The 13,061-nt window shown below is 67.9% G+C and carries 12 protein-coding genes; 5 read left to right on the top strand and 7 right to left on the bottom strand.

The window, feature by feature from the left end; genetic code table 11:
- Window positions 1-3: 3 nt before the first annotated feature.
- Entirely contained in the window at window positions 4-1,035 is a 1,032-nt protein-coding gene (locus tag MRBLAR12_RS05435; protein WP_364744152.1) for a LacI family DNA-binding transcriptional regulator, read from the bottom strand.
- 172 nt (window positions 1,036-1,207) lie between these two features.
- On the opposite strand from MRBLAR12_RS05435, the gene MRBLAR12_RS05430 reads away from it, so the two are divergent.
- Window positions 1,208-2,260: a Gfo/Idh/MocA family oxidoreductase gene (locus tag MRBLAR12_RS05430; RefSeq protein ID WP_364744149.1), complete on the top strand. Its 1,053-nt coding sequence runs from the start codon at window positions 1,208-1,210 to the stop codon at window positions 2,258-2,260.
- 31 nt (window positions 2,261-2,291) lie between these two features.
- Here MRBLAR12_RS05430 and arfB read toward each other — a convergent pair whose 3' ends face one another.
- Both arfB and MRBLAR12_RS05420 read right to left on the bottom strand, forming a co-directional pair.
- Window positions 2,292-2,714, bottom strand: coding sequence for an alternative ribosome rescue aminoacyl-tRNA hydrolase ArfB (gene arfB, locus MRBLAR12_RS05425; protein WP_364744146.1), 423 nt, complete (start codon window positions 2,712-2,714; stop codon window positions 2,292-2,294).
- A 163-nt stretch (window positions 2,715-2,877) separates the two neighbouring features.
- Window positions 2,878-3,108: a hypothetical protein gene (locus MRBLAR12_RS05420; protein ID WP_229996181.1), complete on the bottom strand. Its 231-nt coding sequence runs from the start codon at window positions 3,106-3,108 to the stop codon at window positions 2,878-2,880.
- A 418-nt stretch (window positions 3,109-3,526) separates the two neighbouring features.
- Here MRBLAR12_RS05420 and MRBLAR12_RS05415 point away from each other — a divergent pair, with 418 nt between their 5' ends.
- Entirely contained in the window at window positions 3,527-4,303 is a 777-nt protein-coding gene (locus tag MRBLAR12_RS05415; protein WP_364744144.1) for a hypothetical protein, read from the top strand.
- Window positions 4,304-4,395: 92 nt separating this feature from the next.
- Here MRBLAR12_RS05415 and MRBLAR12_RS05410 read toward each other — a convergent pair whose 3' ends face one another.
- The 3 genes from MRBLAR12_RS05410 to MRBLAR12_RS05400 are packed head-to-tail and all read right to left on the bottom strand — an operon-like array spanning window position 4,396 to window position 7,860.
- A complete protein-coding gene (locus tag MRBLAR12_RS05410; RefSeq protein ID WP_364744141.1) occupies window positions 4,396-5,355 on the bottom strand; it encodes an aldose 1-epimerase family protein in 960 nt (319 codons plus the stop codon).
- Between the two features lie 2 nt (window positions 5,356-5,357).
- Window positions 5,358-6,557: an ROK family protein gene (locus MRBLAR12_RS05405; RefSeq protein WP_364744138.1), complete on the bottom strand. Its 1,200-nt coding sequence runs from the start codon at window positions 6,555-6,557 to the stop codon at window positions 5,358-5,360.
- 43 nt (window positions 6,558-6,600) lie between these two features.
- Window positions 6,601-7,860: an FAD-binding protein gene (locus MRBLAR12_RS05400; protein ID WP_364744263.1), complete on the bottom strand. Its 1,260-nt coding sequence runs from the start codon at window positions 7,858-7,860 to the stop codon at window positions 6,601-6,603.
- Between the two features lie 253 nt (window positions 7,861-8,113).
- Between MRBLAR12_RS05400 and xylA the strand changes: the two genes are divergently transcribed.
- From xylA to MRBLAR12_RS05385, 3 genes are read left to right on the top strand one after another with little or no spacing between them, the layout of a single operon-like run.
- Complete coding sequence (xylA, locus tag MRBLAR12_RS05395; protein WP_364744135.1) at window positions 8,114-9,304, top strand: xylose isomerase; 1,191 nt, start codon at window positions 8,114-8,116, stop codon at window positions 9,302-9,304.
- 19 nt (window positions 9,305-9,323) lie between these two features.
- Window positions 9,324-10,850, top strand: a complete 1,527-nt coding sequence (locus tag MRBLAR12_RS05390; protein WP_364744132.1) for a xylulokinase — start codon at window positions 9,324-9,326, stop codon at window positions 10,848-10,850.
- The gene (locus MRBLAR12_RS05385; RefSeq protein ID WP_364744129.1) at window positions 10,834-11,970 is read left to right on the top strand and encodes a Gfo/Idh/MocA family protein; all 1,137 of its coding nucleotides are present in this window, start codon (window positions 10,834-10,836) and stop codon (window positions 11,968-11,970) included. The genes MRBLAR12_RS05390 and MRBLAR12_RS05385 overlap by 17 nt, the downstream gene beginning before the upstream one ends.
- Here the strand turns inward: MRBLAR12_RS05385 and MRBLAR12_RS05380 are convergent.
- Window positions 11,967-13,034 carry a LacI family DNA-binding transcriptional regulator gene (locus MRBLAR12_RS05380; protein ID WP_364744126.1) on the bottom strand — a complete coding sequence of 356 codons (1,068 nt, stop codon included), beginning with the start codon at window positions 13,032-13,034 and terminating at the stop codon, window positions 11,967-11,969. The genes MRBLAR12_RS05385 and MRBLAR12_RS05380 overlap by 4 nt on opposite strands.
- Window positions 13,035-13,061: the final 27 nt, after the last annotated feature.

Below are 13,061 nucleotides of genomic sequence, written 5' to 3'. Positions count from 1 at the left end.
TGGCTAAGCGCTGTCCGGGGCGTGCCCGGTGGAGCCCCGGACCACAAGCTGCGTTGGAACGAGGTACAGGCGCTGCGGAAGATCCCGGGTTTCCCGCCGTTCCAGGATGAACTTCCCCGCCTGCAGGCCCACGGCGAAGTTGCCGTTGTCCACCGAGGTCAGGGACAAGTGGCGTATGCGGGCGAGGTACGTGTTGTCGTATCCGACCAGCGAGAGGTCGCCCGGTACCGTGAGGCCCTGGTCGGCGGCCGCTGAGAGCGCGCCGATGCAGGCGAGGTCGTTGAAGGCGAAAATCGCGGTGGGCCGCTCCGGTCCGGCGAGCAGGCGGTGGGCGGCGTCGGATCCGCTTTCCTCACTCATGCCGCCGGCCACGACCCAGGGATCCAGCCCGGCATCCCGCATCGCATCCTCGTAGCCGGCCCGTCGCAGCCGGCCGATCTCGCCGGGGCCCTGAAGGTGGGCGATGCGCCGGTGCCCGAGGGCGATGAGGTGCTCGGCCGCCTGGCGGGCACCGGAGGCGTCGTCGTCAACCACGATGTCCGCTCCGGGCAGGGCGGGCTCCCGGGTGCCGGCGAGGACCACCGGCACACTGGCGATGGCGGCCTCCAGGGCGGCTTCCTCTGAGGTGGTGCCGACCACCACAATGCCGTCGATGCGCTGCTCCAGCAGGGTTTCCACGGAACGGCGGCCCACCCGGTGGTCGGTGTAGGAATCGACGAGGACGGGGGAGACGCCGGCTGCGTGCAGCGTCGCGCTCAGGCCCTCGAGGAGTTCGACAAACCAGGGATTCCGGAGGTCGTTGAGCAGCACGCCGACAGTGCCGCTGTGCGGGCTGGAAAGCCCGCGGGCAAGCTGGTTAGGCCTGTAGTCGAGCTCGGCCATCGCGTCCAGGACGGCCTGCCGGCGGCCGGCGCCGACGTTGGAGGATCCGCCCAGCACCAGGGACACGAGGGATTTGGACACCCCGGCGCGCTCGGCGACGTCGCGGATGGTGGGCCGGCGGGGCGGTTGGCCGGGGGCCGGCGGGTGGTTCATGGCGCTCCTCCTCTGGATGCCGTCCCAGCATAAGGGGTTGACGAGCGTCACCGACAAAGTCCATTATGGACCGGTCCAAGTGGTTGTCCAATAGTGTTTGTCCAGCAGTGAGGAATTGTTATGAGTGCACCACAGTCGCCGAAGCCGGCCCGCCCCGAGACAGGAGGCTGACGTGCTGCGCTTCGCCCTCCTGGGGGCCGGTTTCATCGGTTCCGTTCACGCCGCCAACCTCGCCGCCCATCCCGGCGTCGAATTTTCCCGCGCCTATGACATCGACCAGAACCGAGCCAAGGCCCTGGCTGACACGCACGGAACCCGCACCGCCCGGGACCTGGACGAGGTGTTCGACCCCGAACAAATTGACGCGGTCTTCATCGCCTCCTCCACCGACACCCACGCCCAGCACTTGGTCCGCGCCGCCGACGCCGGGCTGGCCGTATTGTGCGAGAAGCCGATTGACCTGGACCTTGACCGGGCCCGGGAGGCCGCCGCCCACGCAGCCGGCCGCGCCGTCCCGGTCATGGTCGACTTCAACCGCCGCTTCGACCGCGACTATGCCGAACTTAAGCGGGTCATCGACGCCGGTGAGATCGGCGACGTCGAACTCCTCCAGCTCACCACCCGCGGGCCGGCCCTGCCGCCGCTGTCGTACATCGCCACATCAGGCGGCCAGATGCGAGACCAGACCGTGCACTTCTTCGACCTCGCCCGCTGGCTCACCGGGCTGGACCCGGTGGACGTTTTCGCCGTCGGCTCCGCCCTGTCCGATCCCCGCCTGGCCGAGTACGACGACGTCGACACCTCCGCGGTCACGCTCCGGCTGCCCACCGGTGCGCTGGTACAGATCGACAGCGTCCGGCGCACGGGCTACGGCTACGACGAGCGGATCGAGGTCATGGGCTCCGCGGGCCTGGTCGAGGCAGGACGCCGCCGCACCGGAGCCGTGTCCAGGTACCGCGCAGGTCAGGTGGTGGACGACGGGCTGCACCCCGGCTGGTTCGAACGCGTCCAGCCCACCTACGCCGCCGCCCTGGCCCACTTCGTCGCCGCGGTGGAAGGCGGAACGACCCTGACGCCCTCGCTCGACGACGGGCTCAAGGCCCAGGCCATCGCGGAGGCCGCCACCCGCTCCCTGCACACGGGCCGCTCGGAGCGGATCGAGTACACGGCCATGACTGCCTCCGGGCACGTTAACGGCGCCCACCCCACGGCGGCCCGCTCATGACCGGGAACCGCTCGCTCTCGACTGGCCGGCGCTAATCGAGGGACGGCCGCTTTCGTTGCTGTTTCGTCGCCGCCCGCCGTTCCTTTGCGGCGAGGCGCCGGCGGTTCGAGCCCCTGGTCGGTTTGGTCGCCCGGCGTCGGGCAGCATCGGGAGCAAGACCCTCTGCCACGAGGTCGGCGAGCTTGGCCAGGGCGATCTCGCGATTGCGCAGCTGGGAGCGCCGCTCGGAGGCGGTCACGGTGATCACCCCGGTGATGAGGCGCGGTCCGAGACGCGTGACCAGCATCAGCCGTTGGCCGTCCGAAAGCGCCGCCGAGGCGGCGACGTTCCACGAGAGTTCGACGCGGCTGTCCGAGGTATTGACGTGTTGACCGCCTGGCCCGGACGAACGCGAGAACCGCCAACGCAATTCCGGCGCGGGAATCGTGAGCGCAGGCGATATCTCCAGATCCATGCAACTAGCGTCGCACGATATGGGCGCGATCGAAGCCCTCATCCCCGCGCAGGCTCAGCATGACCATCTCATGACAGTGCCCGTCCGCACGCTGAACTCCCAGAGAGCGATCCTGCGCTGTGAGCCGGTTTGGTGAACCTCAGCGGCACGGACCAGTCTCCGTCTATGAGCTCGCCGGCTCTTCACGCCGTTCGAGCGTCTGTCCGTACGGGACATCGCGGCTTACAGCGACGGTGTAGCTGGTGTATCCGTGCTGGGTAACGAGGATGCCGTGGCGGCATTCCTTCATGGCGTGTTCGCGGGCGATCTCTACGGCGGCGTTCAGGTCGTTTTCGACGGTATCCGGGTCGTGGGCGGTGATTTCCAGGACGACGTCCGAGTGGCGCTTGATCATCGTGGTCTCTTTCTAGGCGGGATGTGCCGGGGTCCTCAGCGGGCACGGGTTTCCGGGGTCCGGGCATACCCGGGGAGGCGGAAAGCGGTGGTTCCAGAGGGGTTGCCCGACATTCTCTAATGGGGCGGTGGCCGGCCGAAGTGTCTGGCGGGCTGGATCGGCGGAAGCAATCTCCTGCGGATCTGTAGCCAGTGTGGATGATCGGCGGACCGGGCGCAATACCAAAGTCCGAAAAAGTCGGCTGTGGCGGTTCCGTGCCCGCCCCTCCTTGAGTGCTGGCATTACGCAACGGCCGCTATCAGGAGGCCCAGGCAATTGCCGCTGCAACGTGCCGTGGCCTCGCGCGGGCAATCGGGGTAGCCTGCGCTTAGGCGCACACACTGCGAACCTGCACGTCGGCACGAAGCGGGCGATGCCCATGAAGAAGTTCGGAACACAAGACGGCCACAGCCCGCGGCCGGCGGCTTCGGCCGAGTCGGGGCGCCCGTCACCGCCCCGTGGCCCGTTGCGCCTTGCCGCCACGCTGGCGTTTGCCGGCTTCGCGGTGTCGGTGATTGCCGGGCTGCTCCATGCCGATACGGCCACCGCGAACGACCATCCGGCGACGTTCGCGGAGTACGCCCGCAGCGGCATCTGGACTGCCGTCCACTTGGGGCAGTTCGCTGGCATGGCGCTTCTCATCTCCGGGCTGCTGGTCCTGCTGGTGGTCCTGAAAGCGCCGGACGGAGCCTTGGCCTGGGCGGCCCTCTTCGGTGCGGTGGCAGCGGTCGCCGCACTGGCACTGTATGCCTCCCTCCAGGCCGTCGACGGGGTTGCCCTCAAGCACGCCGTGGACGCCTGGGCTGCCGCCGCGGAGCCGGAGAAAACCGCCCGGTTTGCGACCGCCGAGGGCATCCGGTGGCTGGAGTGGGGCATGCGCAGCTACCAGAGCTTCGTGCTGGGCGCGGCCCTGCTCCTGACCGGTGCCGTGGTTGTCGGGGCACGCCGCGTCTCCGCGCTGATCGGCTATCTCATGGCGCTCTCCGGGTTGGCGTACATTGCCCAGGGCTGGATTGTCGGGGCCGAAGGCTTCTCCTCGGCGAACACCACTCCCACGCTGGCCGGGATTGTCCTGATCCTGATGTGGTCCGTGTGGCTGCTGGTCAGCGCCTGGTTCGGGAAGGACGCGCAGGCCCGGAACCGGAGACGCGGGTAGCGGGCCCGCACCCGGCGAGTTCGCCGGAAACCTGCCCAGTCGCCGGAACATTCCGGCGAGCTCGCAGGCTTCCGGCGAACTCGCCGGGCCTCTCAGGGCAGCTGGTAGCGGATACCCCAGCTGAGACGCCACGTCTCGCCGGGGGCCAGCCAGCGCAGTCCTTTGCCGCTGTTCAAGGCATCGGCCGGGGCCGTCATGGGCTCCACCGCCACCGCTGTGACCAGGCCGCCGTCGGTTGGGAAAATGCGGGTCGTGAAGGCCTGGACATAGCCGAAGGACGCATCCATGAACAGTTGCACCTGGCTGCCGTCCGGGGCTTCCAGATAGTGAAGCGAGCTGCCGTCCGGTTCCCGGCAGACGTCGCTCCACGCATCATCGAGGGTGACGTCGCCCACACGTTGCCCTGCCCGGAAGTCGTGCCGGGTCCCGCGGACGGCTGCGGTGGCACCGGTCGGGTTCAGCCGCTCATCGACCTCGATGTGCGTGTCGGCATTGATGAACAGCGTCAGGTCTTCCGTGGGCACAGCGCCCAGCCTGAGGAACGGGTGCGCCCCGACGGCCACCGGGGCTGCCCGGCTGCCCGTATTCGTCAGGCTGTGGGTGACAAGAAGCCCGTCCTCCGCGAGTTGGTAGTGGACCGCCGTCGCGAGTTCAAAGGGGTAGCCCGGTGCGGGTGCGACATCGGCCGCCAGCGTGATGCTGTCCGCCGACCGGTGCGCGACCCTGTATGCGGCGCCGGACAGCAGCCCGTGCAGGGCGTTGCCGTTGACGGGTTCCGTGATCTCCAGTTGCTGCGGGACGCCGTCGTAGGTCCACTTTCCGTCCGCCACCCGGTTGGGCCATGGCACCAGGACCCAGCCCGCGCACGACGGCGGTCCGGCCGCGGCGGGGTAGTCCTGCAGGAGGGCGATGCCGTCGATTTCGAGGGCCCGCAGGCTGGCGGCGATTTCCGTCACGACTGCTCGTTGGCGGCGGCCTCCCAACACAGCCTGCAGTTCGTAGTTCTCGCCCATCGGTGCCAGGCTCTGGTGCTGCACTGTCTGGTTCTGCATAGTCAGCCTGTCTGGGACGTGGGTGCGGGCAGGGTGGCGGTGGTTGTGCCGATGCCCGCGGGATCGGCCAGGAACTGTGCGAAGGCCAGCTCTGCAGCCCCGATCATCATCAGATCGGATCCGAGCGCCGCACGGTAGATCTTGACCTGGCCCGCGGGACCGTCCATTGCCTGGGACAGCAGCGTTCCGATCAACGACGTCGGCGCGAGCGCATGCAGCGTCCCCAGGAAACCGTCCAGGACGATTGCCTCTGGGTTGAAAATGTTCACGGCATTGCGCAGGGCAATGCCCAGATACAGCAACTGTCGGGCGACTTCGTCGTTCACCTCGGCACTGCTGCTGTTCGCGAGGGCGTTTTCGAGGTCCGCGGTGTCGCCGCGGGTCAAGCCGGCCAGCTCGAGGAGGCGGGATTGGGAGACTTCGGTTTCCAGGCAGCCAGTGGCACCGCAATGGCAGGTCTTGCCTCCCGTGCGCACAAAGGTGTGGCCGAGTTCCCCGGCGTAGCCGGAGGCCCCCCGGAGCAGCTGCCCGTCGGAGATGATCCCGCCGCCAATGCCGCTGGCGCCGCCGTTGAGGTAGATCAGGTTCCCCTGCCCGGCACCCGCCCCGAAAATCTGCTCGGCTTCGGCGCCCAGCGAGGCGTCGTTGGCGGCGAGGCACGGGTAGCCGGTGGCCTCGCTCAGCATCCGGGCGACCGGCTCATTGCGCCAGCCCAGGTGCGGTGCATGCCGCACCACGCCGTCGTCGCGGTTGACCAGGCCGGGCACGGCCACGCCGATTCCGGTGATCCGGTAAGAGACATCCAGTTCGGAGCGCATCCCGGCCATGACAGCCGAGGCGATGTTCACCGCTTCCCGGGCGCTCGGGATCCGTTCGGTTTCGAAGCGGATTTTCTTTTGCACCTTCCCGCCGAGGCTCACCAGGCCGATGGTCACGGCGTCGATTTCCGGGTTGACGGCCAGCGCCGCAACCGACGGGCTGGGATGGACCTCCGGGCTGGGCCGGCCAACCTGCCCCTCGCCGGCGGGAGCCGTTTCATAGACCACGCCCAGGGAGACGAGCTGCCCGATCAGCGTCCCGACGGTGGAGCGGTTCAGCCCTGTGTGCCGGGTCAGCTGGGCGCGGCTGAGTACGCCGTGGTGATGGACGAGGGAGGTCAGCAGCGACAGATTGTTCCGGCGCGACGGATCCGGTTCGCTCACAGGCGCGGAAGCATGGGTACGTGGAGGCATCATCGTGACACTATCAGCGGCCGAACACCGTGCGGTCCAGGAATGAGTTACGGAATTTTCCGGCCGGATCCAGCCGGCCAGCCAGCGCGGTGAAGTCGGCAAAGCGGGGATACAGCGGGGCGATGCTGGCCGCACCGCCGTGGAACAGTTTGCCCCAATGCGGTCTGGCGGCGAACGGGGCCAGCTCCGCTTCGAGGAGGGGCAGGATTGCGCTGACCGCCGGCTCATCCTGGCGCCAGGTGAAGTGCAGGCCGATCCCGTCCCTGCCGTAGTTGGGGCTGAGCCACAGCTGGTCTGCCGCTATGGTGCGGATTTCCCCGACCAGGAGCAGGGGAGTGACCACGCTGGAGAGCTTGCGCATCGTGCGGATGGCCGCCACGGCATGCTCCCGCGGGATCAGGTATTCGCTCTGCAGCTCGTCGCCTTTGCTGGGCGTGAATTCCATCCGGAAGTGGGCGACCCTGTCGGACCACGGTCCCGGAATGCCGAGTTGCTGCGTGCAGTTGCTTCCGGACACTCCTGGTAGCGGGTGCCGGGCCTGGGTGGCCGGCGTGCCGGAGAAGAATTCCGGCAATCCGGCGGGTGGCGCCGCCTGGTCTGTGCGGTTCTTGAGCCACGCCTGACCCACTGTGGCCCCGCTCCAGTCGGTGAACAGGCTCACGCTGTAGGCCGAGGACGTGACGTCATCGAAACTCGCCAGGACCTGTTCCCAGTCCAGGCCTTCAAAGACACTCTGGGCAATCTCGAAGCTGGGCTCAATATCCAGGGTCAGGCGGCTCACAATGCCCAGTGCCCCCAGCCCCACCACCATGCCGGCAAAGTCGGCGTCGCCACGCCTGGCCGTGACCACTGTGCCATCCGAGGTGACCAGCTCAAGCGCCGCCACGGCCGTGGCGAGATTGCCGTTGCCATCCCCGGAGCCATGCGTGGCGGTGGCGACAGCTCCCGCAACCGAAATGTGCGGCAGGGAGGCGAGGTTGTGGAGCGCGAAGCCGTGGCGCTGCAGCTCCGCCGCGAGCGTCCCGTAGCGCGTACCACCACTGACCGTGACGGTCATGTTCTGGACGTCGATGCTGATGCCGGCATCGAGCCTGTCCAGCACCACCAGGGTCCCGGCGGTATCTGCAATGTCATTGAAGGAATGGCGGGACCCCAGCGCGCGGACCTTCCCGGCGCCGGCCACCAAGTCCTGCAGTTCCGCCACGCTGGCCGGATGGGCTATCCGCGCTGCCTGGTAGCCGTAGTTCCCCGCCCAGTTATGCTCGGTCACCATCTGATCAATCACGGTTGAATCCTTTACTCCAGGGCCTCATTGCCAGACGAGCTGCCGCATCGACTGCGATATTTGCTGTTGTTCACAACATAACAGCTGTTCATGAAATCCGCTAGAGAACAACAAAGTCATCCCGATATCTTCGCAAGCATGTGGTTGACACCACAGAAATCCATAATATGTTTGTGTATAGAACAATTCATTCTGAACCCAACGCACAGCAACCAGCCACACCTACCCCTCGGAGCATTCAATGGCGATTCAGCCCACCCGTGAAGACAAGTTTTCCTTCGGCCTCTGGACGGTGGGCTGGGAGGCCCAGGACCAGTTCGGCTCAGCCACGCGCCCGCCGCTGGACACGGTCGAGGCCGTCAACCGGCTCAGCGACCTCGGCGCCTACGGCATCACCTTCCACGACAACGACCTCTTTCCCTTCGGTTGCTCCGCGGCTGACCGCCAGCGGGAAATCGACCGGCTGACGGGCGCACTGAAGGCCACCGGGATGATCGTCCCGATGGTCACCACCAACCTGTTCAGCCACCCGGTCTTCAAGGACGGCGGCTTCACCAGCAACGACCGCGGCGTTCGGCGCTTCGCCCTGCGCAAGGTGCTGGACAACATCGACCTCGCCGCCGAGCTCGGTGCCGAAACCTTTGTCATGTGGGGCGGGCGCGAAGGCAGCGAATACGACGCCGCCAAGGACATCCGCGGCGCCCTGGAACGCTACCGCGAAGCCGTGAACCTGCTGGGCGACTACGTCACGGACAAGGGCTACAACATCCGGTTCGCCATTGAGCCCAAGCCCAACGAACCCCGCGGCGACATTCTGCTGCCCACCCTGGGCCACGCCCTGGCATTCATCGAAACGCTCGAACGCCCCGAACTGGTGGGCATCAACCCCGAAACCGGGCACGAGCAGATGGCCGGCCTGAACTTCACCCACGGGATCGCCCAGGCGCTCTACCAGGGCAAGCTCTTCCACATCGACCTCAACGGCCAGCGCAGCATCAAGTTCGACCAGGACCTGGTGTTCGGCCACGGCGACCTGCAGAACGCGTTCTCCCTGGTGGACCTGCTCGAAAACGGCGGCCCCGACGGCGGCCCCGCCTACAACGGTCCGCGCCACTTCGACTACAAGCCCAGCCGCACCGAGGACATCGACGGCGTGTGGGACTCCGCCGCCGCCAACATGCAGACCTACCTGCTGCTCAAGGAACGCGCCAAGGCCTTCCGTGCAGATCCCGAGGTCCAGGCCGCGCTGCAGGCCTCCCGCGTGGCGGAAATCAACGAACCCACACTCAACCCGGGCGAAGGCTACGAACAGCTCCGCGCCGACCGTGCTTCCTACGAGGACTTCGACGCCGACGCCTACTTCGGCGGCAAGGGCTTCGGCTTCGTGAAGCTGCAGCAGCTCTTCATCGAGCACCTGCTCGGCGCCCGCTGATCCCGTGACGGCTGCTCCCATGACACTCGTTGCCGGCGTCGACTCCTCCACCCAAAGCTGCAAGGTGGTGGTCCTGGACGCCGGCAGCGGCACCCTGGTCCGCGAGGGCCGGGCCGCCCACCCGGACGGCACGGAAGTGCACCCCGACCACTGGTGGCGGGCCTTGTCCGCAGCATTCGACGACGCCGGCGGGCTGGCGGACGTCAGCGCGCTCTCGGTGGGGGGCCAGCAGCACGGCATGGTGCTGCTGGACCACGCCGGTGACGTCGTGCGGCCGGCGCTGCTGTGGAACGACACCCGATCGGCGTCGGCCGCGGCCGCACTCACCGACGAAGTGGGGGCCGACGACTTCGCACGCCGGACCGGACTGGTCCCGGTGGCCTCCTTCACCATCACGAAGGTCCGCTGGGTCCGGGACCACGAGCCGGATCTGGCCGACCGGGTGGCGGCCGTCGCGCTGCCCCATGACTGGCTGACCTGGCGGCTGCGCGGCTACGGCCCGGCAGCCTCCAGCCCCCTGGGCCCGGACCTCGAACAGCTCACCACCGACCGCTCGGACGCCAGCGGAACCGGCTATTGGAGCCCCTCGGCCGGGGAATACGATCTTGGACTGTTCAAGATCGCCTTCGGCCGGGACGCCAGGGAGGCCACCGGGAACGCCGGGCCAAGGGAACCCGGAACCGTTATTCTGCCGCGGGTTCTCGGCCCCGGCGACACCGCTGGAGCCATCCACCCCGGCTGCTTCGGATCCTCTGCTGAACGGCCAGCCCCGGCGGGTTTCGGCCCGTCGGAATCCGGGCCCCGGATCCTGCTGGGCGCCGGTGCCGGAGACAATGCGGCCGCCGCCCTGGGACTGGGGGCGCAGCCCGGAGACGTGGTGGTGTCCGTGGGCACCAGCGGCACGGTGTTTTCGGTGACCTCGCGGGCCGTCGCCGATCCCAGCGGCACGGTGGCAGGTTTCGCGGACGCCAGCGGTGAGTACCTGCCCATCGCCGTCACGCTGAATGCAGCACGGGTGCTCAGCTCCGTGGCCGGCGTCCTGGGCGTGGACTTTGACGAACTGTCCCGTCTTGCCCTGGACGCCGAACCCGGCGCCGGTGGCGTGGTGCTGGTGCCGTACTTCGAAGGTGAGCGCACGCCCAACCTGCCCCACGCCAAAGCAAGCCTCCACGGGCTCAGCATTGCCTCCAGCACACGGAGCAACCTTGCCCGGGCAGCCATCGAAGGCATGCTGAGCGGACTGTCCGGCGGGCTCGATTCCCTCCGGGCGCAAGGCGGCGCCGCAACACGCCTCCTCCTGATCGGCGGCGCCGTGCAGAACCCTGCGGTGCAGTCCATCGCGGCCCAGGTCTTCGATCTGCCGGTCGTGATCCCCAGCCCGGGGGAGTACGTGGCCCGGGGCGCCGCCGTCCAGGCGGCGTGGGCCCACAACGGCAACCGTCCGGATTGGCCTGTCGCGGTGGACGCCGCACCCGCCCCGGACTTCCACCCGGTAATACAGCAAAACTACCTGAGGGCGAGCAGCCACATTGACCCCGGCAACTGAGCCACTGCTTGCCCGAACTCCACTGCTTGCCTCCGGCCACCACGACCCGCTCCGTGCCTCCGGCGAACCTGTCCGCTGGGGAGTTGTCTCCACCGGCAGGATCGCGTCCACTGTCACGAGCGACCTCGCCCTGTTGCCGGACGCAGTCCTGCACGCCGTCAGTTCCAGGTCCCGCGCCGGCGCGAAGGAATTCGCCGCCAGGCACTGCTTCCGCCACGCCTACAGTGACGACGGAGGCCTACCGGGGTACGTACGGCTGATCCAGGACCCCGACGTCGACATCGTGTACGTCGCCACACCGCACGCCAGCCATTTCACCGTGGCCAAGGCGGCGCTCGAGGCCGGCAAGCACGTGCTGTGCGAGAAGCCGATGACGCTCAACGCGCGGGACGCCGCTGTCCTGGCCGGGCTGGCCAGGCGCAAAGGGCTGTTCCTGATGGAGGCCGTATGGTCCCGGTTTCTTCCCAGTGTGCAGCGGGCGGCGGAGATCATCGCGTCGGGGGAACTGGGCGAGATCCGGTCGATCCAAGCGGATCTTGGCTTCCCGGCGCCCCGCCATCCGGAGGCCCGCCTGTGGCAGCGGGCGGCAGGGGGCGGCGCGTTGATGGACGTCGGCGTATATCCGCTGACCTGGGCGCTCATTGCGTTGGGGGCGCCCCAGTCCCTGACGGCCGCAGCCCACATCACCGGCGACGGAGTGGATGCCGAAACTGCTGTCACCCTCTCCTATCCCTCGGGGGCCCGCGCCCAGTTCATGGTGTCGCTGACCACCGTGTCGGCGCAGGCAGCCACGGTGTCCGGCACGAAGGGCCTAATGCGGTGCAACGCACCGCTGTTCAACCCGACGGAGCTGGCCCTCACCTTCGGCTCGGGAGAGACCCGGCTGGAGACCTTTATGCCTGCGGGGCATGGGTACACCTATCAGCTGCGCGAGGTGCTCCGCTGCCTTCAACTCGGGCTGGCCGAGAGCCCAACTATGCCGCTGGCCGACACACTGATGGTCATGTCGCTGCTCGATGAAGCCCGGCGGCAGGCTGGAATCACCTACCCGTCGGACTCGTCGGAGGCCACGAACCGGCTCACGGCGGAGGCGGGCGGCAGCCTGTGCCGGGAGGACTAGTGACGCGGCGTTCCCGGCTCCGGGTTCCCGAGAGCAGGAGGCGCCGTCGATTCCCGGACCACAAGGTGGGTGGCGAGCTCGACTCGTCGCGAGTCGAGCTCCTCGCCGTTGGCCTGCCGGAGGACGGCGCGCAGGGCGGCGCGGCCCATCTCCTGCAGTGGCTGCGTCACGGTGGTCAAGGCCGGGATGGACTGCTCCGCCTGGTACGTGCCATCGAAGCCCACTAGGCTCAGGTCTTCCGGGATCCGCAGTCCGTGCCTCCGGGCTTCGGCCAGGACGCCGAGGCCGATGCTGTCACTCCCCGCGAAAATGGCTGTCGGTGGCTCGGGGAGGGCCATAAGGGTCTGGAGGCTGCGAATTCCGTGTTCCGGGCGGAACTTGTCCAGCAGGACGTAGTCGGGCCGCACCTGGACTCCGCCGGCCATGAGTGCCGCCATGTAGCCATGGAGGCGCGCCTGGTTGCATTCGGCCGATTCCGGTCCTCCGACGTAAGCGATCCGCCGGTGGCCGAGGCCGAGCAAGTGCTCCGTAGCTTCCTTGCCGCCCGCCCAGTTGGTGGCACCCACGCTGACAACCTCCGGCGGCGGCGGGTTGAGCGGATCGATCACCACTACCGGGATGTGCCGCCGGCGGAAGGCGCTCAGCTGTGCCGTGCTGAAGCCGGAAGTCACCACAATCAAACCGAGCCGGCCTTCATCCAGGATGCGTTGGGCCCGCCGCTCCGGACTGAGCGTCATGGCCGCAGGGTGCCCGGTCACATCGATCAGGACTTGGACGTCAATGGAGGCGGCTTGCTCCAGCACTCCGTTCAGGACCTCGACGGCGTACGCGGAGTACAGCGAGTCGAACACCACTTCCACAATCCCGGTCCGGCCCTCGGCGTGTTTGCGCTGGTGCGTGGACTGGTAGCCCAGCTGCTCAAGTGCCGCCAGGACCTTGGTGCGCGTGCTCTCGGCAACGTCCTCCCGTCCGTTGATGACCTTGGAGACCGTGGGTGAGGAGACGCCGGCCTCCCGGGCGACGGCGGCAAGCGTGGGCCTGCCGGAACCCTGGACTGTTGACACGATGACTCCTGTACTTTCGAAATATTT

Source organism: Arthrobacter sp. LAR12-1-1.1 (genome assembly GCF_040676555.1).
Taxonomy (GTDB): domain Bacteria; phylum Actinomycetota; class Actinomycetes; order Actinomycetales; family Micrococcaceae; genus Arthrobacter.
Note: the sequence above shows the minus strand (reverse complement) of the source record. Positions and strands in the feature narration are given on the sequence as shown.

Coding starts and splice junctions, on each gene's coding strand:
- xylA (WP_364744135.1), top strand. CDS start 8,114: ATGGCGATTCAGCCCACCCGTGAAGACAAGTTTTCCTTCGGCCTCTGG.
- MRBLAR12_RS05420 (WP_229996181.1), bottom strand. CDS start 3,108: ATGATCAAGCGCCACTCGGACGTCGTCCTGGAAATCACCGCCCACGAC.
- MRBLAR12_RS05435 (WP_364744152.1), bottom strand. CDS start 1,035: ATGAACCACCCGCCGGCCCCCGGCCAACCGCCCCGCCGGCCCACCATC.
- MRBLAR12_RS05415 (WP_364744144.1), top strand. CDS start 3,527: ATGAAGAAGTTCGGAACACAAGACGGCCACAGCCCGCGGCCGGCGGCT.
- arfB (WP_364744146.1), bottom strand. CDS start 2,714: ATGGATCTGGAGATATCGCCTGCGCTCACGATTCCCGCGCCGGAATTG.
- MRBLAR12_RS05390 (WP_364744132.1), top strand. CDS start 9,324: ATGACACTCGTTGCCGGCGTCGACTCCTCCACCCAAAGCTGCAAGGTG.
- MRBLAR12_RS05410 (WP_364744141.1), bottom strand. CDS start 5,355: ATGCAGAACCAGACAGTGCAGCACCAGAGCCTGGCACCGATGGGCGAG.
- MRBLAR12_RS05400 (WP_364744263.1), bottom strand. CDS start 7,860: ATGGTGACCGAGCATAACTGGGCGGGGAACTACGGCTACCAGGCAGCG.